Annotated in this window: 21 protein-coding genes; 8 read left to right on the top strand and 13 right to left on the bottom strand. The window is 44.2% G+C overall.

Translation table 11 applies throughout. The features are described from left to right. Positions 1-46 precede the first annotated feature (46 nt). From UB51_RS00195 to UB51_RS00185, 3 genes are all read right to left on the bottom strand, one after another. Positions 47-841, bottom strand: coding sequence for a DODA-type extradiol aromatic ring-opening family dioxygenase (locus UB51_RS00195; protein ID WP_044875551.1), 795 nt, complete (start codon positions 839-841; stop codon positions 47-49). Positions 842-929: 88 nt separating this feature from the next. Beyond that, positions 930-1,760 (bottom strand): alpha/beta hydrolase, encoded by an 831-nt coding sequence (locus UB51_RS00190; protein ID WP_044875550.1) that lies wholly within the window; start codon positions 1,758-1,760, stop codon positions 930-932. Positions 1,761-1,886: 126 nt separating this feature from the next. Further along, positions 1,887-2,096, bottom strand: a complete 210-nt coding sequence (locus UB51_RS00185) for a hypothetical protein (RefSeq protein ID WP_044875549.1) — start codon at positions 2,094-2,096, stop codon at positions 1,887-1,889. Between the two features lie 142 nt (positions 2,097-2,238). On the opposite strand from UB51_RS00185, the gene UB51_RS00180 reads away from it, so the two are divergent. Beyond that, positions 2,239-2,907, top strand: a complete 669-nt coding sequence (locus UB51_RS00180; RefSeq protein WP_044875548.1) for a DUF1129 family protein — start codon at positions 2,239-2,241, stop codon at positions 2,905-2,907. A 156-nt stretch (positions 2,908-3,063) separates the two neighbouring features. Here the strand turns inward: UB51_RS00180 and UB51_RS00175 are convergent, their stop codons facing one another. Then, positions 3,064-3,957 (bottom strand): DMT family transporter, encoded by an 894-nt coding sequence (locus UB51_RS00175; protein WP_044875547.1) that lies wholly within the window; start codon positions 3,955-3,957, stop codon positions 3,064-3,066. Positions 3,958-4,235: 278 nt separating this feature from the next. Between UB51_RS00175 and gnd the strand changes: the two genes are divergently transcribed. The 4 genes from gnd (at position 4,236) to gntK (ending at position 9,099) form a co-directional block, all read left to right on the top strand. Continuing rightward, entirely contained in the window at positions 4,236-5,135 is a 900-nt protein-coding gene (gene gnd / locus UB51_RS00170) for a phosphogluconate dehydrogenase (NAD(+)-dependent, decarboxylating) (RefSeq protein WP_044875546.1), read from the top strand. Between the two features lie 144 nt (positions 5,136-5,279). Beyond that, the gene (locus tag UB51_RS00165) at positions 5,280-5,951 is read left to right on the top strand and encodes a GntR family transcriptional regulator (RefSeq protein ID WP_044875545.1); all 672 of its coding nucleotides are present in this window, start codon (positions 5,280-5,282) and stop codon (positions 5,949-5,951) included. Positions 5,952-6,106: 155 nt separating this feature from the next. Then, positions 6,107-7,468 (top strand): GntT/GntP/DsdX family permease, encoded by a 1,362-nt coding sequence (locus UB51_RS00160; RefSeq protein WP_044875544.1) that lies wholly within the window; start codon positions 6,107-6,109, stop codon positions 7,466-7,468. A 101-nt stretch (positions 7,469-7,569) separates the two neighbouring features. Continuing rightward, the gene (gene gntK / locus UB51_RS00155; RefSeq protein WP_044879793.1) at positions 7,570-9,099 is read left to right on the top strand and encodes a gluconokinase; all 1,530 of its coding nucleotides are present in this window, start codon (positions 7,570-7,572) and stop codon (positions 9,097-9,099) included. A gap of 96 nt (positions 9,100-9,195) precedes the next feature. On the opposite strand, the gene UB51_RS00150 is transcribed toward gntK, so the two are convergent. Both UB51_RS00150 and UB51_RS00145 read right to left on the bottom strand, forming a co-directional pair. Beyond that, complete coding sequence (locus tag UB51_RS00150) at positions 9,196-10,458, bottom strand: DUF438 domain-containing protein (protein WP_044875543.1); 1,263 nt, start codon at positions 10,456-10,458, stop codon at positions 9,196-9,198. A gap of 41 nt (positions 10,459-10,499) precedes the next feature. Beyond that, the gene (locus tag UB51_RS00145; RefSeq protein ID WP_044879792.1) at positions 10,500-10,727 is read right to left on the bottom strand and encodes a DUF1858 domain-containing protein; all 228 of its coding nucleotides are present in this window, start codon (positions 10,725-10,727) and stop codon (positions 10,500-10,502) included. 241 nt (positions 10,728-10,968) lie between these two features. Here UB51_RS00145 and UB51_RS00140 point away from each other — a divergent pair, with 241 nt between their 5' ends. After that, entirely contained in the window at positions 10,969-12,468 is a 1,500-nt protein-coding gene (locus UB51_RS00140; protein WP_044879791.1) for an aminotransferase class V-fold PLP-dependent enzyme, read from the top strand. Positions 12,469-12,580: 112 nt separating this feature from the next. Next, positions 12,581-13,096, top strand: coding sequence for a C40 family peptidase (locus tag UB51_RS00135; protein WP_052675709.1), 516 nt, complete (start codon positions 12,581-12,583; stop codon positions 13,094-13,096). Positions 13,097-13,185: 89 nt separating this feature from the next. On the opposite strand, the gene ilvA is transcribed toward UB51_RS00135, so the two are convergent. Together ilvA and UB51_RS00125 are read right to left on the bottom strand one after the other, a co-directional pair. Continuing rightward, entirely contained in the window at positions 13,186-14,418 is a 1,233-nt protein-coding gene (ilvA, locus tag UB51_RS00130) for a threonine ammonia-lyase IlvA (RefSeq protein ID WP_044879789.1), read from the bottom strand. A gap of 267 nt (positions 14,419-14,685) precedes the next feature. Beyond that, positions 14,686-15,297 carry an alpha/beta hydrolase gene (locus tag UB51_RS00125; protein WP_044875542.1) on the bottom strand — a complete coding sequence of 204 codons (612 nt, stop codon included), beginning with the start codon at positions 15,295-15,297 and terminating at the stop codon, positions 14,686-14,688. Positions 15,298-15,578: 281 nt separating this feature from the next. On the opposite strand from UB51_RS00125, the gene UB51_RS00120 reads away from it, so the two are divergent. Next, the gene (locus tag UB51_RS00120) at positions 15,579-16,415 is read left to right on the top strand and encodes a YitT family protein (RefSeq protein WP_044875541.1); all 837 of its coding nucleotides are present in this window, start codon (positions 15,579-15,581) and stop codon (positions 16,413-16,415) included. A 197-nt stretch (positions 16,416-16,612) separates the two neighbouring features. Here the strand turns inward: UB51_RS00120 and purD are convergent, their stop codons facing one another. The 5 genes from purD to purF form a co-directional block, all read right to left on the bottom strand. After that, the gene (purD, locus tag UB51_RS00115) at positions 16,613-17,884 is read right to left on the bottom strand and encodes a phosphoribosylamine--glycine ligase (RefSeq protein WP_044875540.1); all 1,272 of its coding nucleotides are present in this window, start codon (positions 17,882-17,884) and stop codon (positions 16,613-16,615) included. 24 nt (positions 17,885-17,908) lie between these two features. After that, the gene (gene purH / locus UB51_RS00110) at positions 17,909-19,456 is read right to left on the bottom strand and encodes a bifunctional phosphoribosylaminoimidazolecarboxamide formyltransferase/IMP cyclohydrolase (RefSeq protein ID WP_044875539.1); all 1,548 of its coding nucleotides are present in this window, start codon (positions 19,454-19,456) and stop codon (positions 17,909-17,911) included. A gap of 112 nt (positions 19,457-19,568) precedes the next feature. Beyond that, positions 19,569-20,192, bottom strand: coding sequence for a phosphoribosylglycinamide formyltransferase (gene purN / locus UB51_RS00105; RefSeq protein ID WP_044875538.1), 624 nt, complete (start codon positions 20,190-20,192; stop codon positions 19,569-19,571). Beyond that, positions 20,192-21,232: a phosphoribosylformylglycinamidine cyclo-ligase gene (gene purM, locus UB51_RS00100; RefSeq protein ID WP_044875537.1), complete on the bottom strand. Its 1,041-nt coding sequence runs from the start codon at positions 21,230-21,232 to the stop codon at positions 20,192-20,194. The genes purN and purM overlap by 1 nt, the downstream gene beginning before the upstream one ends. A gap of 139 nt (positions 21,233-21,371) precedes the next feature. Next, positions 21,372-22,865, bottom strand: coding sequence for an amidophosphoribosyltransferase (purF, locus tag UB51_RS00095; RefSeq protein ID WP_044879788.1), 1,494 nt, complete (start codon positions 22,863-22,865; stop codon positions 21,372-21,374). Positions 22,866-22,876 lie beyond the last annotated feature (11 nt).

The raw sequence follows: 22,876 nt of genomic DNA, 5'->3' as shown, positions 1-22,876 counted from the left end.
GCTTATTAAACATCTAATAACTTTTAATAGAAGTAGAAGTCTTTGATCAGTTCTCTTCATCCGAACCAAACTTCCAGCAATTCAGACTAAGATTACCGTATTGATACTGTTGAATTAATCGCTTCGCATGTCGTTGATCATCTGCTGCTCCCATAGCATAGAATAGGGGAACTAAGTGTTCTATCGCATAATGAGGAACGGCCTGATCTGCATAAGGAGCCTTATGACCATAATTGAACAGTGATAACAAATCCCAAGACTCCAGTTGTTCTGCTATCCAATCATCGAACTCCATGGCCCATGCATCTGGCTCAGTAGCCTGACTATTCACCATGCGTAGATTATGGACAAGTCCACCACTACCTATAATAAGCACATCTTCTTTACGAAGCTCTGACAACATCTTACCGATTGCATATTGTTCCTTTGGAGATCGACGGGAATCTACAGAGAGCTCCACCACCGGAATATCTGCGTTTGGGAACATCTTCTGTAGAATGACCCAGACACCGTGATCAAGCCCACGTCCCTTTACTGGGACATAGTGCAGATTGTTTGTCTGAAATAATTCATCAATTCGCTGATTGATTTCAGGACTCCCTTGGGCTGGATAAGTAAGTTTATACATCTCCTCAGGGAATCCGTAGAAATCATACATCGTATGATGTGATTCATCCACAGTTACCGACTGATCTGGACTGTCCCAATGCGCTGAGAACACAATGATCGCCTTTGGTTTCTTTAAATCCCGACCTAAATTCTCCAGGAACCGAACATACTCATGATCCTCTAATGCGAGCATTGGCGAGCCGTGTGCTATAAATAAAGAAGGTAATGTCATCGCTGTCAGCCTCCATACGCCAGTATACGTTGCTATTTATATTTTACCGTGTATGAAGGCATTTTACCAACATTCTCTTACCCTCATATTAGATCATCCAATGCTGCCATTCTTGCTGGACATTCTCTTGGTGGTTGAGCCATTGCTTCGTATGGTCCATCAATTGTTTACGGTGAGGTCCGGAAGAAAAAGTATGATCTGCTTGAAAAATAATCTCCTTGTCACACCGTCCTTCAGGCCGCATCCAGAATACTTTCTGATATAGGAAAGTATAGTCCACTGGAATGGATTCATCTGCAGTTCCATGGATCAATAAAACATTCCCACCAAATTTACCTGCTTGCTGAAAGGGTTGAAACGGAGCCAGTGATTCAAAGAACGGAGCTGTGAATTCATAGCCAAGATAATCAGACAACCCTGTTTTTATAGCTGTCTCGTATACGTCTTTACCTATAATCTTGACAATATCGTTGAATGGATAACCAACAGGTGCCCACAACACCAAATTCTTAACTCTTTGGTCCCGCCCTGCAGCCAGAATCGCGACCGCACCTCCAAGGCTATGCCCAATGAGAGTAACCCGAGTAGGATCAACATCCGCACAACTAAGAGCATAGTCAAGCACAGTCCGGGTCTGATCAATCATCGACTCCAGCCCTTCCTGTCCATAATCCCCCGTACTTTCACCACAACCAATATAATCGAAACGAACGACCATATAACCTTCTTCTGCTAATTCCCGCGATGTCTTGACGAATAGACGATCCACACCGATTCGACTACCTACAAAGCCATGGCATATAACCACTAGAGGTACCCGATCTTTGCAGCGTCCTTCTCTCTTAACAGACGAAGACGGATAATGAACATTAGCTGTCAATTCTTCTTCATTGTGCCGGATAATAATATGCCGCTCCATGCACCATTCCCCCTTACTTTCTAGGATATTTCTATATTACAATAAATCCGATAAGTTTAATGTGAATTATGGATTTATTTTAACATCGCCCTTAGAGGAATGTCAATCGCTTTAAGACCGTTATTATTAATCGTAGCTTTGGAGAAACATATGGTGCGTCTCCTGTCTACCGCTCCAATCAGCCATCAGATGGGATAAAATCTCTGTAGAGTTCTCCCATATAGATGGAACATCGGCTTCATTCTCTGTTGCCAGTTCAACTTCCAGCATTTCCGTATTGGACAACGCTCCAGTCCCCTCTTGCGACAAATACGTACGATCTGGATTTTTCTCCATACAAGTTCACTCCTTTTTGGCTTATAGTATAGTATCATCTTATATTCTGGTATGGATCACCCTGATTTATTCATCCCTCTATAAGTAACTTGCATTGCTAGTAAGCTATTCCTATACTTAAATCTAGGAGGAATTATCACCTATGAACATTAAAGCTATGATTAAAGAGAATAATCGCCTGAGAGAACAAATGACACCTGCCAACAAAGACTATTACGAAGATATTGTCGTTTACTTTAGAGATAGCGGGGCTGCTCGTATTCCAAGTGAACAATTACTACTGGATTTAGCACATCAATTATTAGAGGCTCAATCCAAGGGAAAGAGCGCTAAACAATTGTTTGGACCTGATGCTGAGGAATACAGCCGTATTAAGCTACAAGATCTGCCAAAGAGGAAAGCTACAGAAGGTATAAAGTACTATGTTATGATCCCTTGGATCGCTCTGACATTATTCTTCTTCATCGAGACTCTTATCGGCTTCTTCGCACAATTGCTCGGTCAATCGACCGATAACCTTACTCAGATTAGCGTCCTAACACTCATTATTGTTGCTGGTGGCTCCATCCTGCTTGTTGAATCTGTCACAAAATTATTGAATCATGGGACAGAAGAAGAGAATGCCGCCCCTTCTAAACCTAAATTAACACTTAAAGGAATCGGCATATACGTAGTCATTCTACTCATCGTTGTGTTTGTTGGATTTACATTCAGCAGTACTCTGCCTACCTTTAACGTGCAACCAGGTATAAGCCTAGTCATAACTATCATCGGAGCCTTGGGGTGGGGATTCTTATTTAGAAGTAAATAAATCGTAACTTTATAACCTCCAGATTTGGGTAATTCTACAGTAGAACGATATCGCGAGAACCATCTACCCCTACTAGGAATATACTGACATACAAGAAACAAGCCCTCTCATGTATAGCTGAGAGGGCTTGTTTCTTATTCACGGATAGTTCTATTATTACGAGATCATTTCTTGGTTAAGCTTCTGTCTTCTACTTGCTACAAATACGCCGCCAAGAATGATACATAATCCAACCACTAAGTTCCAAGTTATATCCTCACCTAGTAGTGCATATCCCCATACGAGCGCCGTACAAGGAACTAAATAGGTGACCAGCGTTGCAAACTCTGCACTCCCTTGTTGAACCATATAATAAAAAAGAATGTAAGCAATCCCTGATCCAAATCCCCCTAATCCAGCAATCATGATCATGTTTGATAAGGACGCAAGATGTGAAAGCGAGACTGCTTCCGTAGTAAAAGCCATCGCTCCACTTCCCAACATACTGCTTACCAACGTACCAAAGGTGATTTGATACATCGAGTAACCTGTGAGCAGACGTTTAGATAGCTGAGATCCAATAGCATAACAGAATGTAGCTGAGAGCATGCAGATCAATCCAATGCTATCCACAGAAATAATCGAATGGGTATTAACTCCGAGCAGAATGATAAGACCGACCGATGCAATACTTATCCCAAGCCACTGCTTCCGACTAGAACGCGTTCCGAAAAAAAGAATCCCAACAATGATAGTCCATACAGGCGTTGTAGCATTCAAGACGGAAGCCATACTACTGGTCAGATGTGTCTCACTATAAGCAATAAGTGCCCACGGGATAGCTGTATTAATTAAAGACATGATCACCATAGGAATCCAAGGAATTTCTCGAATTCCGAATGGCTTTCTTAGCCCAAGCATAATGACTACTACGACAATTAGACCGCATGAAGATCTTAGAAAGGCAATGGTCCAAGGTCCAAAATCATTTAACAGCACTTTGACAAAAAAGAAAGAACCTCCCCAAATAAGACTAAGTGAGATGAGTGCAGCATAGGCGAGTCGTGGCAAAGTTCATTCCTTCTTCCTTATGTAAACTTCGTCTATTGTACAACGATCCTTCGAATAATTCCTCATGAATTAAAGAATATCATTTATTCTACTCTAATTTAAATATATAAAATATACCTAATTATTCTTCGCACTACCGTATAACCTGTCCCGGCGGGAATATTAACCGCTTACAAATTTACTCTTTACAAATTTAAGAGAACAGGAGTAAAATACAAATCAAGTTGTATACAAGTACACAAAAACATATTTCAAAAAATTTGAGGAGTGAACGCGAAATGAAACTCGGTATGATCGGCCTTGGAAAAATGGGCTACAATCTGGTATTGAATTTGCTAGACCATGGGCATGAAATTATTGTAAGCGATATCAATCCTGAAAAAGGAGCGCAATTGGCACAACATGGAGCGACTGTAGCTTCTACAATAGAGGACCTAGTAGCAAAGCTAGAACAGCCTAGAGTGATATGGATCATGGTCCCAGCAGGACCTGTGGTAGAGGGTTTAATCGATACTCTCTCCGGGTTGCTGAACAAGGGCGATATTATTATTGATGGTGGAAACTCTCATTATAAAGAATCTATCACCCGCGCAGAGAAGCTGAGCGAACGCGGCATACACTTCTTTGATGCCGGCACATCTGGCGGAACTAAGGGTGCAGAGCACGGAGCTTGCTTCATGGTTGGCGGTAACCCGGAGATTTTCCCATTAATCGAGCCATTATTCAAGGACCTGGCGGTTCATCAAGGCTATCTGTATGCGGGAGAGAGTGGCAGCGGACATTTCCTGAAGATGATTCATAACGGTATCGAGTACGGCATGATGCAATCTATAGCCGAAGGCTTCGAGCTGCTGGAGAAGAGCAGTTTCAATTTCAACTACGAAGCTGTAGCCAGCGTATGGTCGAACGGTTCTGTAATCCGCGGTTGGCTGATGGAGCTTGCCCAAAATGCTTTTGCCAAAGATCCGGAGCTTTCCAGCATCCGGGGCGTGATGCAGAGCTCAGGCGAAGGCAAATGGGCGATACAGACAGCCCTTGATCTGGAAGCCAGCACGCCAGTCATTGCCCTATCTCTTCTGATGCGTTACCGCTCACTGGAGGAGAATACTTTTCACGGTAAGGTTGTTGCCGCGCTCCGCAACGAATTCGGCGGCCATGCCGTTGTCAAAGAAGACTGATCCTTTCCTGCTAACGAATGTCCGTAAGAAGGCCCTGCTCTTTATAAACGGATGGAACCTCAAAGCGAATATATGCTAAAATCGATAAAAGAACTATCATTTTAGTACACTAACCAATCGCTTAAATAGAGGAGTCGTGTAAAGATGCAATATCCAACGGCCTGGCTGCAAGGAGCTTCTCGCGGAGAATCCATTGCCTGTGAACTCAGGCTGCAAATTATAAATGAACAGATCAAGCCGGGGGAAGTCCTCTCGGAGAACCGAATAGCCGCAGATTTCGGCACAAGCCGTTCTCCAGTCCGGGAAGCGCTTAAATATTTATCGGGTGAAGGGTTAATCCGCCTTGAAAGAATGGGCGCGGTTGTTATCGGACTCAATTTAAAGGACGTCGAGGAATTGTACGATGTGCGCTACCTCATCGAAAGCTTCGCCCAACAAAAGCTCGCGGGCGGCGGGCACGAAGCAATGATCCTGCAGCTAGAGCAAATCATCGATAAAATGAAGCTCGCGGTAAAACACAATGATATTGTCGAGTTCGCGAATCAGGATTTCATCTTTCACGAAGCGATTGTCAAAGAAGCGAATCATACCCGGATTCTGCATTTGTGGAACAGCATCCGCCATATTGTAATGACCGTCATGTTGATAACCACCGAAAAAGGCTTCCACGAAGGCGAAGAAAGAATGAACTGGGTAGCGGAGAAGCATCGTACCGTGGTAGAAAGCCTTCGCTCCGGGGACATCGAAATCATTCGCAAGGTCGTTCAGGATTACTTTGCGGATTCGGGAAGAACGCTTATACACAGCCTGCCTTAGGAGCCTGGGGAGGTTGCATACCTTCCTGATGAGCTCCGCCTCAAGATGTATACAAGTACACAACGTATGATTTTCATTGAAATAGCTCTATACTGCTATATCCATAAAACTTGATATCTGTATCTGTTATGCCATTAATAAGGAGGTAAATTACTATGGAGAGTTTATTTGGACTTAGTCATAACGCGACACTCTTGATTTGGACACTGCTAGTCATTGTATTCCTGATCGTGCTTATCGCCAGATACAAGTGGAACCCATTCGTTACCCTGCTCGTTTCTGCGTTGTTCCTTGGTCTGCTTGCAGGCATGGATTATCAGGCTCTTATAAAGTCGATCACAGGCGGTCTTGGCGGTACACTCGGTACGATAGCCATTGTCATAGGCCTTGGCACCATGCTGGGTAAAATGATGGCCGAGTCAGGCGGCGCGGAACGTATAGCCAATACGCTGGTCGACCGGTTTGGTGAGAAGAGGGTCCACTGGGCCATGATGCTTGTGGGATTCGTCATAGGGATTCCCGTCTTTTTCGAAGTCGGTGTAATTCTCGTCATTCCAGTTGTCTTTATGGTTGCACGTAAAACAAAAATGCCACTTCTACAAATCGGGATTCCGATTTTGGCTGGTCTCTCGACGGTTCACGGGCTTGTACCACCGCATCCCGCACCTATGATCGCTATCGGTGCCTATGGTGCAAATTTAGGTAAAACGATTCTATACTCTATTCTTGTTGGTTTGCCCACTGCCATTATAGCCGGACCTCTTTTCGGTAAATTCATTGGCAAGCGCATACATGTTGAGCCTCCGACAGCGTTGGCTGAACAGTTTGCGGCAAAGAGCGTACGGGAGCTGCCAGGCTTTGGTATTACCCTATTTACGATTTTGCTTCCTGTAATTTTGATGCTGCTCGGCTCCTTGGTCGACATCGTTGATCCCGAAGCTGTGAACGCCTTTACGCCTTTTGCCAAATTTATCGGGCATGAAGTTATTGCACTACTCATCTCAGCAGTCTTCTCTTTCTTCTCTCTGGGTTTTGCCCGCGGCTTCAAAAAAGAGGAGATTTCCCGCTTCACAAGCGAGTGCCTTGCGCCGACAGCAACGATTATTTTGATCATCGGCGGAGGCGGCGCATTCAAGCAGGTTCTGATAGACAGCGGAGTCGGCGGGGCTATTGCTTCGCTTGCCACCCAGTCACATGTAAACATTATTTTCTTTGCCTGGCTTGTAGCGGCGCTAATCCGTGTAGCCACCGGCTCTGCGACGGTTGCGATGACAACCGCCGCCGGAATCATCGCTCCCGTACTGGCCGTGAGCACCGGTGTGAATATTGAGCTGGTCGTTCTGGCAACAGGTGCAGGCTCATTGATCCTCTCTCACGTTAACGATGCCGGCTTTTGGATGATCAAAGAATTCTTCGGTATGACTGTAGTACAGACTCTTAAGACCTGGACGGTCATGGAGACCATTCTGTCCGTAGTGGGATTAATCTTCATTATGATTCTAAGTGTTTTTGTATAAACCATATTTATGAGGTAAGAAACGGGGCGGCTGAGCTACTCAGCACGGCCCCGCTTTCACTTCTCTGTAGAAAGAAGGGCTAACCATTGAGTACACATTATATGATTGGTGTAGATATCGGAACTACGAGCACAAAGGCTGTCCTTTTTGAGGAGAACGGAGTTATTGTTGAGCAAGCGAATGTAGGTTATCCCTTACATAAACCTTCCCCATCTGCAGCCGAGCAGGACCCAGAGGAGATTTGGCACGCCGTGATAGCTACGATATCACAGGTGATGCAGAAGAGCGGCATTGAACCCGGTAAAGTCCTGTTTCTCTCCTTCAGCTCTGCCATGCACAGTATGATAGCCGTGAACATTCACGGCATTCCCCTCACACAATGCATCACCTGGGCTGATAACCGAAGCGCCGAGTATGCAATGCGTTTAAAGCTTGAACTGAACGGCCATGAACTGTACATGCGTACCGGAACACCGATTCACCCCATGTCGCCTATCACCAAGCTGATGTGGCTGCATCAAGAGCACCCAGACATTTTCGGAAAAGCTTCCAAATTCATCTCCATTAAAGAGTATGTGTTTGCCAAGCTGTTCGGCGAATATATTGTGGACCATTCCATTGCTTCTGCAACAGGAATGCTGAATCTGGAAAATCTGGACTGGGACGCGGAAGCGCTGAAGATTGCTGGCATTACCGCAGAGCGCCTCTCCAGACTTGTGCCGACTACCCATGTTATGCAAGGTTTGTCCCCCGGGATGGCGGAACAGCTAGGACTTCTGTCCGACACACCGTTTGTGGTAGGAGCCAGCGACGGCGTCCTCTCCAACCTGGGCGTAGGCGCGATTCAGCCAGGTGTCGTGGCGGCTACGATCGGCACAAGCGGCGCCATTCGCACAGTCGTGGACCGTCCGGTTACCGACCCTAAAGGACGGATCTTCTGCTACGCATTAACCGAGCAGCATTGGGTGATCGGGGGGCCGGTCAACAACGGCGGGATGTTGTTCCGGTGGGTACGGGACGAATTTGCAGCCCCCGAGGTCGAGACCGCCAAACGGCTCGGTATTGATCCCTATGAGGTGCTGACGCGCATTGCGGAAGGAGTACCTGCCGGAAGCGACGGTCTCCTGTTTCACCCCTATCTAACAGGGGAACGAGCACCACTGTGGAATCCAGATGCTAGAGGCTCCTTCTTCGGACTGACGATGAACCACCGGAAAGAACATATGATCCGTTCCGTACTGGAGGGCGTTATATTCAACATGTACACGGTCCTGCTCGCCATGGAAGAGCAGATCGGACGTCCACAACGTATCCTCGCTACAGGCGGATTTGCCCGCTCCTTCTTGTGGCGGCAGATGATGTCCGATATTTTTGACCAGGAGGTCGTTGTTCCCGAGAGCGTTGAAAGCTCCTGTTTGGGTGCGGTCGTACTCGGCCTCTATGCTACCGGAAAAGCCGATTCCCTAGAAATCGTCTTCGATATGATCGGCTCCACCCATCAGCACACACCGATAGAAAGGAATGCTAAAATATACAAAAATTTGCTACCTATATTTATTTCCATATACCGCAACTTGGAAAGCCAGTACGAAGCCATTGCGAAATTTCAACGCGAGCAGGCGGGGGAATAAAATGTAAGCACCGATAAAGGAAATAATGATTTAACAGTAAGAAGCGCCGGTCGGTCCTGTACTTCAGGACCATTCGGCGCTTCTTACTTTCTTATATTATTCCGACAAAATACGTTTTTGTCCTTCAAGTGCCCGAATTGGAGCTATATTTTGTGTGAATTCCAGTGTGCCCATGTATTTACCTGCCTCATCACGAACAGCAAAGTAACGGATATAGATAAATTTATCTTTCATCGCAATCCAGAAATCTTCATTGTCCTTGCGGCCCGCTTTGAAATCCTCCAATAGCTTCTCTACCACATGCATGCTTTGCGGTGGATGGCAGTTCTGTACCGTACGACCGATAACGGCTTTGGTTCGGGCAAAGATACGCTCCTTCCCATGGGAGAAATAGCGAACAATGTCGTTCTCATCAATAAACGTCAAGTCCACGGGCAGATGATTCAGCACCGTCTCCAACTGGTGCAACGACAACAGCCCCGTCTCAAAGCGGATAAATCCTTGTGGTGCGGTTCCTTCTTCATCATTCTGCTGCACAGTATCCTCTGGTTCTGCGGCACGCTCCGGTACCCACTCATGCTCTGGTGATGTCAGACAGAAACCAATTTCGTCGCTCTCCCTCGCAATCTTGACCCATTCATCCTCCGTTAGCTTGTCGAGTGCCATCGGTAGCAAAATATTTTCTTCCTTAAAAATCATCTCGTTAACTTCCTGAATGATATGCGCAAGTAGTGCGCCGATCTCTACCTTGTTATCACCATTATATGGACCGAGCAGTGCCTTTGCCTCTTTAATCATGCTGCGGATACCGTCGTCAACACCCCACATCACCTTGGTCGGTCCAAAAATACCGTATTTCTCAAGATAGGGGAACAATAGATTTTCTTTACGACTGTAATGCTTATCGAGGTCTAATAGTAGACTTAAGTCCTCCAGCAGTTTGAAGACATTCTCTTTGCTATCGTTATTATGGAACTTACCCATATGCAGCTCCAGACGAAAGTTTACCAATCGCTCGATTTCGCGGTTCTCTAGCTTAAATGTATGCACAGGATGCCCTGGCTGCTCCTCTGGTTTGGACGAGCGGTGAATTTCCTCGATCGAACCTTTAAAAATCGCCGTATGCACCGAACACAAACGCTGTACTTCGGATACCGGTATACCCTCCTCTGTCATCAACGAATGTTCCATTGCGGAGATCTCTGCTACCGTAACGTCGCCGACCGCCTCTGCAAAACGCGCTTTTACCTCCTCCACACTCTTGCCTGCATGCAGTTCCTTAATAATCTCCTTAAGCATAGCCTGACGTCGGGTTTGCTCCGGTACATCAACCTCACGGTTGTTAATCAGTTCGCTCATTTGTCTTCTCTCCTTATCGAATCCTAGTTATATAAGATGATCTATTCTAGAACATTGAAGCCATAACGCTGAAACGTTAGCTTAACGGTGTCGATGTCCATTTTTTTCAGCTTAATTCCTTTAGACAAAGTCATGAAACGCCCTACGGTCTGCAACATACCCGGTTTGGCAATATCATCAAAGCCTAGCTCAACCATAATGTCGATGACCTCCGGATATCGATTCACCCATTCGTATATGGATTCTTCCATCTTCAGCACCTTCTCCATCATGGCCTCTTCTCCTTTATTGATAACTATTCTCAACAACAGATTAACATAGGCCAAATAAGGACATTGTGATTGTAGTCACAAACTATAAAGGATTTCTTCCATGACCCATGATCCATAAATAAATAACTTCTAGGCTTTAACCCATCATCAAGATGCCACATATACTGTGAAATGATCACAATTGGACTTTTCGAATCCACTTCATTCTATACCGCTGGAGGAATGCTATTTGCTCAATATACAACCTAAGGATCATTCATCGGATCATCCCTGTGCATGCTCACTTGAACAATATTTCCAACCCTTTCGTAACCATATAATAGGAAACCGCTGTTATTATCAGACCCCCTACGGTAGGAAAAAGATGATTTATGCGGACTATGCTGCCAGCGGGCGTCTATACGAACCTATTGAATGGACCCTCTCTCATCGATTTGGTCCCTTCGTAGCTAATACACATACAGAAGCAAATATGACCGGCATGACCATGACCAAATCGTATAAGGAAGCTCGAGATAGGATCAAGCGTCATGTTAACGCAGGTCCACGAGATGTTCTGATGATGACCGGTTCAGGAATGACAGATGCTATTAATAAACTCCAACGTATTCTAGGATTAAAAGTACCTCAGTGGCTCCAACAACATTCGAGCATCACAGAGAAAAGCCGTCCTGTTATCTTTATTAGCCATATGGAACATCATTCCAATCAGCTGACTTGGTCTGAGACCATTGGAGATGTGGTTTGTATTGAGCCAGGCGAGAACGGTGAGGTTGACCCCTATCAGTTAGAGCAGGCTTTGCTGAAATATAAGCATCGTACATGCAAGATCGGATCTTTCACCGCCTGTTCTAACGTGACGGGATTTCAGACACCCTATCATCAGTTAGCAAGAATCATGCATGAGCACGGAGGAATATGCTTCGTTGATTTCTCAGCAAGCGCTCCTTACGTGAATATAAACATGCATCCTCCTTCCCCTATAGAAAAGTTAGACGGCATTTTTTTCTCTCCTCATAAGTTTATAGGTGGCCCGGGGAGCAGCGGAATAGCGATCTTTGATTCACGACTCTACACAAGCCATGTTCCTGATCATCCCGGGGGCGGAACAGTGATGTGGAGTAACGCTTGGGGGGAACATCATTATTTCTCCGATATAGAGACGCGTGAAGATGGTGGAACACCTGGTTTCCTGCAGACGATACGAGCAGCGTTGTCTATTCAGCTGAAGGAAGACATGGGCATCAACCAGCTTATGCAACGAGAGCATGAGCTAGCCTCTTTATTGATGGAGGAATTAACATGTATTCGTGAGGTATATGTACTAGGGGGAGCTTCGAAGGATCGTCTCGGAATCGTGTCTTTCATTGTACAAGATGTCCATTATAACTTAATGGTGAAGCTCCTCAGTGATCGCTTTGGCATTCAGGTTCGGGGAGGGTGCTCTTGTGCGGGACCTTATGGCCATTACTTACTCAACATTAATAAAAATATTTCCCAACAGATTACAGACCAACTAAACGAAGGAAACTTTACACACAAGCCTGGGTGGGTCCGAATATCCATGCATCCCATCATGACAAATGCTGAAATTTATGAGATTGTGGCTGCCATCCGTTCGATCATCGCCAATGTCGCATGTTGGAAACAGGACTACCAATACAATCCATCTACGAATGATTGGCATTATATATATGCTTCCTATGAATTGGATGTCAAGGAATTATTCGTGCTGTGATTACTTTAGAGAGATAACTAAACTGTCATCAAATTGTTACGACGTTTTCCACCAAATGGTATAGTATCATATTATGCTAAAGATATGATTTAGAAATGAGGAGAGAAACAGTATGAACAAGAAAGCAGTATTACTAATGAGTTTAATTCTAGCAGTGAGCATGACCGGATGGACCTCTGTCTATGGGGAAACTTCTAAAACAGTGACAAAACCTGCGGATACGATTTCCGCTAGCGCAGTCCCAGACTCTATTGAGACTTTAGGACAAAAAGTTGTCACTTTTGCACAAGAGTATATAGACGTGGATTATAAATATGGTGGTGTAACCAAGGACGGATTCGACGCTTCCGGTTTCACTAAGTTTGTATATAAAAACTCAGATGCCAAAATGATCCTTGAGCGTTCCGTGGCAGCGCAATTCAAGCAGGGTCAAGCTATTGGTTCTAAGAGTCTCAAGGCAGGCGACCTCATCTTTTTCAAGACAGATGGAAAAACAGCCTCATTGGTAGGTATTTACGTAGGAAATAACGAATTTATCGCCGCTACAACCAAAGGAGTAAGAGTTCAGTCCCTAACAACCTCTTATTACAAAAAGGCCTACCTCGGTGCAAAGCGTATGCTGAAATAATAAACTTATTTTAGAAAAAGTGAAATACCGTGTCCTAAAGAGGGCACGGTATTCTTATATTTATAGTCAAACTACAATAGAACTCACTCTTAAAACAACAAATTAAAAAGATTTAAATCCTTATTCAGTTCCTTATAATCGAAGCCTTTACGATTCATTCGTTCGATTAAAGCGCCATAATCAGCTTTAGTATCTAGTTCAATACCGACCAGAGCAGGACCGTTCTCTTTGTTATGCTTTTTGGTATATTCAAAGTTCGTAATATCATCATCGGGTCCAAGCACCTCTTCAAGAAATTCACGTAATGCACCCGCACGTTGCGGGAAATTGATCATGAAATAATGTTTGAGTCCTTCGTAAATAAGCGATCTTTCCTTGATCTCCTGCATACGCGCTATATCATTATTACCCCCACTGATAATGCAAACCACCGTTTTTCCTTGAATCTGCTCACGATATAACTCAAGAGCCGCAACTGGCAATGCTCCAGCAGGTTCTACTACAATCGCATTCTCATTGTATAATTCGAGAATCGTTGTACATGCCTTACCCTCTGGAACTTTCACTACGTCATCCAAGGTACGAGCGCAAATATCAAAGGTCAGATCACCTACACGTTTAACTGCGGCACCGTCGATAAATTTATCAATCTCATCTAAAGTGACGACCTCTTTGTGTAGCAAGGCCTCACTCATTGAAGCTGCACCTAGCGGTTCTACGCCTATGAGTTTCGTTTGAGGGCTCATCGTCTTAATGTACGTACCTATACCAGCTGCTAATCCACCACCACCAATGGTTACAAATACATAATCCGCGGAAGATTCCAAGTCTTCCATGACTTCCATAGCGATCGTACCATTACCGGCAACAATACGTGATTCATCAAAAGGATGAATAAACGTCATCCCTTGTTCCGCACAAGTCTTCATAGCTTCAGCATAAGCATCATCATAGGTATCACCCATTAATACGACCTTAACGTTCTCACCACCGAAACGTCTAACTTGCTTTACTTTTTGATTAGGTGTCGTACTTGGCATATAAATCTTACCTTGAATACCTAGTGTCTTGCAGGAAAATGCTACGCCCTGAGCGTGATTACCCGCACTTGCACAGACAATCCCCTTGGATAACTCTTCTTCTGAAAGACTACGGATCATATTATAAGCTCCACGAATCTTGAAAGAGCGTACTACTTGTAAGTCCTCTCTTTTCAGATATACGTTGCAGTTATATTTTGCCGACAGAACAGCATCCCACTGTAGCGGAGTCCGTACAATGACTTCCCGTAGCACATGATGTGCTCGTACGATATCTTCCATATTAACATGAGCCACTTTTACTACCTCGGTATACGTTTCTTTATTTGCTTCTTTGTTTGTTTCATTCATCGTCTCCACACTCCACCACATCTGTATCAGCGCTTAGCGCCGTTCTTCTATGTAGTAACGTACTATTTTCACGACTATTATTCAAGCACAACAACGAATGTTGATGAAAAACCTACTCATGCAGAAAAACCTCCGGAACTGATAACCAGAGGCCCTTCATATAGACATTTAAAAAAATGATTTACTGGGTGTCTACTATTACGACTTAAAATGCTTACTGAACCATACAGCAGCAGCTTCAATCTCCGTGCGACTTAACTGATGTCCATGATTCTCCCAGTGCAGATGCGTTAACGCTCTAGCTCCGTCCAGCAATGCATCAAGATCATCAGATTCCTTCGCTGGACAGATTGGATCGTTACGCCCTGCTCCGATGAAGACAGGTATTCCTGTTAAATCTGGGAGTTTCTTATCACGTAGTGGAACCATAGGATGGTGGAGAATTGCCCCTTTAAAAGCATCCTCATAGTGAAATAATAAACTTCCTGCAATATTGGCTCCATTAGAATAACCAACAGCTACCATATTATGACGATCGATACTATACTTTTCAGCTGCTTCATCTAAGAAATCGTACACTTCTTTCGTACGCACTACTAAATCTTCTATATCAAATACGCCTTCAGCTAACCTACGGAAGAAACGTGGCATACCATTCTCTAACACATTACCTCGAAGACTCAGAATAGAAGATGCTGGAGAGATCATTTCTCCAATGGAAAGTAGATCCTCTTCCGTCCCGCCCGTACCGTGAAACAGAACGAGTGTTGGGGCAGATGTTTGACTTCCTTGTTTGAAAATATGCTTCATAGCAATTATCTCCTCTTCGTGTACTTATATTATTCAGAATAATTCCTTAATATCTTTATATTAAGATTACTTATTTAATAATATATAATTCAGAGGCTCATTGCAAGGCAAATTCCTTCACTACATTATATATTGTATTTAAATGCTCCTATGTTCACATCCTACATTATATAAAACCTTGACATAATTACTAATACACGATAACATTTTAGTTTTGTTGCTTATATAACTCCATTAGCATTTATTTATTCTTCATTTTATTTGAAAAAGGCGGACGTCAGATGAAAAAAAGACTCATTGATATTTTATTTATTATTCTAGGTTCTTTTATTTTTGCCCTCGCAGTTAACCTATTTGTTATTCCGAATGAGCTCGGTGAAGGTGGCGTTACAGGGATAACCATTATTCTCTATTACGTATTTCAGTGGTCACCTGGACTAGTGAACTTAATCATAAATACGTTTCTGCTGATAGCAGGGTATAGATTTTTGGATAAAACAACGACCGTCTACACGATCATTGCCGTTCTATTCAACTCGCTCTTCCTCCATTTAACGGAAAGCTGGAGCATCCCTTCGGATGAACTCATTCTCAATGCTATTTTTGGTGGGATTTTTACGGGTATTGGAATCGGGATGATTATACGTGTCGGAGGTACGACCGCAGGAACTGCTATTCTAGCGAGAATGACAAATAAATATCTAGACTGGAATATTAGCTACTCTCTACTGTTTTTTGATTTAATTGTTGCTTTCTCTTCTTATTTCATTATTGGAGCAGAGAGCCTAATGTTTACGATCATTATGCTTTACGTCGGTACCAAGGTCATGGACTTCATTATAGAAGGACTTAATTCCAAAAAAGCAGTGATGATCATCTCAACACAGCAGAATGAAATTGCTGATCAAGTTAATGTTGTGATGGACAGAGGTGTTACTGTTCTCTCAGGACACGGTTACTATACCAAAACAGCTAAAGAAATTCTTTATATCGTCATCAGTAAACAAGAGGTATCTACACTCAAAAAAATTGTTAAATCTATCGACAAAGACGCATTCTTAACCATTCATGATGTACGTGATGTTTTTGGAGAAGGATTTGTAGATATCTCTAAATAAATACATGTAAATGTAAAGAGGCCTTCCTATAATCAGGAAAGGCCTCTTTTGTTATGATCATTCTATTATGATCTATATATAATTCCGCTCTTGTTCCCCCGTATTACAATGACACCTTTACTATATAAGTTGAACAATTTTTACGATCTAAGATAGAACGAATGAGCTCCGCTGGAGGAATATTCTTCCGATCACTGTTAATCCCTAAGCAGAGCTTTAGCTGCAATATCCGACCGAAGTTGCTTACCTTCGAATTGAATACGTTCAGCTTCACGATAAGCTGAATCACGAGCTTCGGCTATAGTCTGCCCTAAACCAACCACACCGAGAACGCGTCCGCCATTCGTCACCCATTCGCCAGCTTCATTCTTTGCTGTTCCGGCATGAAATACAAGGGCATCTGTCTTGTTATCCAACCCTTGAATCGTGATACCTTTAGGATAGGCAGCAGGATATCCACCAGATGCAAGTACAACACATACCGCTGCCTCTTCACTCCACTCGATCTGGATGTCAGCTAGTGTTCCGTTCACAGCCGCCAGCATAATCTCAAGTAAATCAGTCTTTAGTCGTGGTAACACTACCTGCGTCTCAGGATCTCCAAAACGAGCATTGAACTCAATCGTTTTAGGTGTTCCATCAGGCGAAATCATCAGCCCTGCGAACAATACACCGCGGAAAGGACGTCCTTCCGTAACCATAGCCCTCGCTGTTGGCTTAATAATCGTTTCAACGGCTTCTTCAATAATAGAACTTGCGATATGTGGTAAGGGTGAGTAAGTACCCATTCCTCCCGTATTAGGCCCTTGATCATTATCGTAGACTTGCTTATGATCCTGAGCTGCTACCATCGGTCTTACGGTTTCTCCATCTACAAATGCAAGGATCGACATCTCCTGACCTGCAAGAAATTCCTCAATAACCACTTGAGTACCCGCTTCACCGAATACTTTGTTTACCATAATGTCTCGTAGAGCAGATTCAGCTTCGTCCATGGAGAACGCTACGGTCACACCTTTACCCGCTGCTAATCCATCCGCTTTAATGACGATCGGGACTTCTTGCTTAAGCAAATAAGACTGCGCATCGTCGTAGTTATCGAATTTCTCATAAGCTGCTGTAGGAATCTGATATTTATGCAGTAAATCTTTCATGAATGTCTTACTACCTTCAATAGCAGCTGCATTCTGACGTGGACCGAAGACTGGAATGCCCTTAGCTTCAAAAGCATCCACAATTCCATCAACTAATGGATCATCTGGTCCGATGACTACAAACTCAATATGGTTCTCCATAGCAAAAGCTGTCAAACGGTCGAACTCCCCTACTGCAATCGGCACACATTCAGCGATGGTTCCAATTCCTGCATTACCAGGCGCGCAATAGATGCGTCCAGCCTGAGGGCTTTTCGCTAACGCCCATACGATGGCGTGTTCACGTCCGCCGCCACCAATGACCAATATATCCATGTTCGCCCTCCCGCCAAAGTCTATCTAGTGTTTAAAGTGTCTTACGCCTGTAAATACCATTGCAATCCCAGCCTCATTCGCGGCTTTTATAGATTCTTCGTCTTTAATCGAACCACCCGGTTGGATAATAGCCGTAATTCCTGCTTTTGCTGCAAATTCGACGGTATCACCCATAGGGAAAAATGCATCCGAAGCTAGTACGGCACCCTTAGCTTTCTCTCCAGCTTGTTCAATTGCAATTTTAGCTGAACCTACACGGTTCATTTGTCCAGCACCAACACCTACCGTCATATTATCGGATGCCAGTACAATCGCATTAGATTTAACATGCTTAACTACTTTCCATCCGAACAGCAATTGTTTCAACTCTTCTTCAGTCGGTTGGCGGTCAGTCACGACCTTCAAATCTGAAGCATCCACAGAATGAACGTCGCTCTCTTGCACGACCATACCTCCATCTATAGAAGTGAATAGGAATTGGCTACTGCGTTCTTTAGAAGAACCGAATTCGCCCATTTTCAAGAGACGGATATTTTTCTTCTTCGTTAGAATTTCAAGCGCTTCTGCTGTGAAATCAGGAGCAAGTATAATTTCTAAGAAAATCTCTTTGAGTAATTCAGCAGTATCTGCATCAATCGTACGGTTCGCAGCGACAATCCCACCAAAAATGGACGTAGGATCCGCATTGTACGCTTTTTGATAGGCTTCGTGGATATTAGCTCCCGTTCCCACACCACAAGGATTCATGTGCTTAACGGCTACCACTGCTGGTTCATCGAATTCCTTCACAATTTGCAGAGCTGCATTCGCATCGTTGATATTGTTGAAAGACAATTCCTTACCATGAATCTGCTCTGCTGTCGTTAGCGTTCCTTCAGGAGCGAGCGGTTTACGGTAGAATGCTGCTGTTTGATGAGGATTCTCGCCGTAACGCAAATCTTGAATTTTCTCATAAGTCACTGTTAAGCGTTCTGGCAACGGATCACCTGTCACATTCGACAAATAATCAGAGATCAGAGCGTCGTAAGCCGCCGTATGACGGAATACTTTTGCCGCGAGCCGTTTGCGAGTCTCCAGTGTTGTGTCTCCATCCTTGCGGATTTCTTCGAGCACTGTGCTGTAATCGCTAGAATCTACTACCACACTTACAAAAGCATGGTTTTTAGCGCCTGAACGAAGCATGGTAGGTCCACCAATATCAATGTTCTCAATAGCTTCTTCATACGATACGTCTGGCTTAGCAATGGTATCTTGGAAAGGATACAGGTTCACGACAACAAGGTCGATATAACCAAGATCCAGTTCCTTCATCTGTTGCTGATGTTCCACATTGTCACGTACAGCGAGTAAACCGCTGTGTACAGCTGGATGTAATGTTTTCACACGACCATCCATAATTTCTGGGAACCCTGTAACTTCTGAAATTCCTATAACGGGTACACCTTCCTTGGCAAGTAAACTACTCGTGCCCCCCGTAGAAATGATCTCCACACCTAATGCAGACAGTTCGCGGCAAAAATCCACGATGCCCTGTTTATCCGACACGCTTACTAGTGCTCTTTTAATACCCACGAATAAGATCCTCCTTTATCTGTTAAAACGATACCATTCGATTCCACGACCATTATTTCCCGAGAAATATCGAAATTACTTTGCAGAGTCGGTAACTGCTGACGAATTGTAGTTATTTGTTCGGATCTATTCTTGTTACGTGTCTACCTTCTACCTTCATACAACCTTCAGCAAACCAAGATACGACCTGTGGATACAGTTCTTCTTCGATGTCATGTATAGCCTTCGTCAATGATTTCAACGTATCATCTACGCTGATTTCGACACTTCGCTGTGCGATAACAGGTCCAGTATCCATTCCTCCATCGACCAAGTGAACCGTTGCTCCAGTCAGCTTCACACCATACTCCAATGCTTGTCCTATAGCATTCGTACCCGGAAATGCAGGAAGTAATGACGGATGAATGTTAATGAGGCGTCCCATATACTTGTCAACAATAACGGATGTTAGGAGACGCATATACCCCGCAAGAACCACCAACTGAATATCTAGCGACTCTAGTTGCGCGACGATCTCCTTCTCATATTCCTCACGAGAAGTATAGGATTTAGGCGTAAATAAATGAACCTTTACTCCAGCATCTCTGGCACGCTTAACGACCGGAGCCTCCGGTTTATCACATACAAGCAATTCTACCTTAGCTCCGCCAAGTGCCCCATTAACGGATGCATCGACTAAGTTCTGAAAGTTACTACCCTCTCCAGAAGCAAATACGGCAATCCGGTAATGACTCATTACACGTCAGCCCCTGTAAAAGTCACGATGGATTCTCCTTCTGTAACACGGCCAATAATATAAGCTTCTTCTCCATTATCTTTGAGAATACTTAGCGCTTCTTGAGCATCTTCCTCACTAACTACCAGCACTAAACCGATTCCCATATTGAAGGTTGTAAACATATCACGATTCGAGATATTCCCCGTTTGCTGCATGAGCTCAAATATAGGCAGAATCGGCCAAGATTTATAAGTTATATCGACATTGACATGATCCGGCAACATACGTGGGATGTTCTCAATAAATCCGCCACCCGTAATATGTGCCATCCCTTTTACATTCAGCTTCTCAATCAATGTTAGGAGTGGCTTAACATAAATCTTAGTCGGTGTGAGTAACGTATCTCCAAGCTTAGCACCAAGTTCGGCTATTTCTTCATGTAAACTATATCCCGCTTGTTCCAACAAAAGCTTACGTACCAAAGAAAAACCGTTACTGTGAACTCCACTCGATGCAAGACCAATCACGGTATCTCCTGGAGCAATCGTTGTGCCATTAATAATATTGCGTTTATCTACAATCCCTACAGTGAAGCCAGCAATATCATATTCGCCTTCAGCGTACATACCTGGCATCTCAGCCGTCTCACCACCGATCAAAGCACAACCTGCTTGATGACATCCCTCTGCAATTCCAGCTACAATCGCTTCGATTCTCTCTGGTAGCACTTTGTCACAAGCTAAGTAATCAAGGAAGAAGAGGGGTTCTGCACCCTGTACGACAATATCATTCACGCACATAGCAACCGCATCAATACCGATCGTATCATGACGATCCATGGCAAAAGCAAGCTTCAGCTTCGTACCCACACCATCCGTACCAGACACTAGTACGGGTTCTTCATACTTATCCTTATTTAATCCGAATAGCGCTCCAAAGCCACCAAGATCCGTCATTACTTCTGGACGCATCGTCCGCTTCACATGCTTCTTCATCCGTTCAACTGCTTCGTTACCTGCTGCGATATCTACTCCAGCACTTTTGTAGGCCTCAGACACTTGTAACAACACCTTTCATAATGGACAATCGCTTCATTCCAACACATAAACAGCTTACTTAGCATCATAGGCAGGGATTTTCTATATAGCATTAACGATTAATGTATTGAATCAGTTAGCACTCTTGTTCTAACGTGTATTAACAGCCGCAGCCACCCTTCTCCTCACCATCGAAATCCAACGTCGTTGGATATTCATTGGTAAAACAAGCGAGACATAAGCCCCCATTCTCATCTCCAGCATTATCGCCGCCAACAGCACTGATTAGGCCCTCTGGACTTAAGAATGCTAAAGAATCAGCGTTAATTTCACGACATATTTCTTCAACCGTACGGTAAGAAGCAATCAGCTCTTTACGATCAGGTGTATCAATGCCGTAATAACACGGATTCTTGAATGGAGGTGAGGTAATTCTAACATGCACTTCTGTAGCTCCTGCTTCACGTAACAAATTGACTATCCGGCGTGAGGTCGTGCCGCGTACAATCGAATCATCAATCATGACAACACGCTGACCTTGAACGACACGACGTACAGCACTAAGCTTCATTTTGACACCTTGTTCTCGAAGTTCTTGGCTGGGCTGAATAAATGTACGACCTGTATATTTGTTCTTGATCAACCCAAGCTCATAGGGAATGCCAGTCTGCTCGGCATACCCGATAGCTGCGGAAATGCTGGAATCTGGTACCCCAGTTACAATATCAGCATCAATGAACGCCTCAAGCGCCATTTGACTCCCCATTCTTTTGCGTGCAGCATGCAGATTGGATCCATTGATATCACTATCAGGACGGGCAAAATAAATATATTCCATCGAACATATCGCCTTCCGCTGCGGTTCTGTATAGCGATCTTCCCGTAATCCATTTGCATCTAATACAAGCAACTCTCCTGGTCGAATATCACGTATAAGCTCAGCTCCGATGGTCTCTAACGCACACGTCTCAGAGGCAAATATATAAGCATCCCCTAGACGGCCCATCGTTATAGGACGAAGTCCATTCGGGTCAGAAGCCACAAGTAATTTATCGTTCGTCATAATGAGAAAAGCGTACCCACCCACAATACGGCCTAGCGCATCTTTAGCCGCTTCCACAACATCTTTAGGAGAACGGGCGATCAAGTGAGCAATAACCTCAGTGTCACTCGTCGTCTGAAAGATAGAGCCCATTTGCTCTAACTCACGCCGGATCTGTGGCGCATTCACGATATTACCATTCGTCGCAATCCCTAAATCGCCATCTCGATATTTGAACACGAGCGGTTGTGCATTGGCTAGACGACTATCTCCGCTTGTAGAGTAACGCACATGTCCGATAGACATATCCCCCACTAAGGAAGCCATCGTATCTTTATCGAATACTTCTTTAACCAGTCCCATCCCACGGTGATAATTAAAATCCTTACCATCAGCTACACACATGCCGCAGCTTTCTTCTCCGCGATGCTGCAAAGCATGTAGACCATAATAGGAGAGCGAAGTCGCCTCGGAATGACCAAACACTCCGAAGACGCCACATTCTTCTTTTAACGTATCAAAAATATCGTCCTTACCCGTACCTTCGTTGTAAAAGTCACCTGTCCACAGCTGAGAGGGAATCTTGGATGCTAATTTGGCTGCATTCACCATCATCGTATCGG

Origin of the sequence: Paenibacillus sp. IHBB 10380 (genome assembly GCF_000949425.1) — a bacterium.
GTDB lineage: Bacteria > Bacillota > Bacilli > Paenibacillales > Paenibacillaceae > Paenibacillus_AQ.
This window is presented reverse-complemented; position numbering and strand designations above follow the sequence as displayed.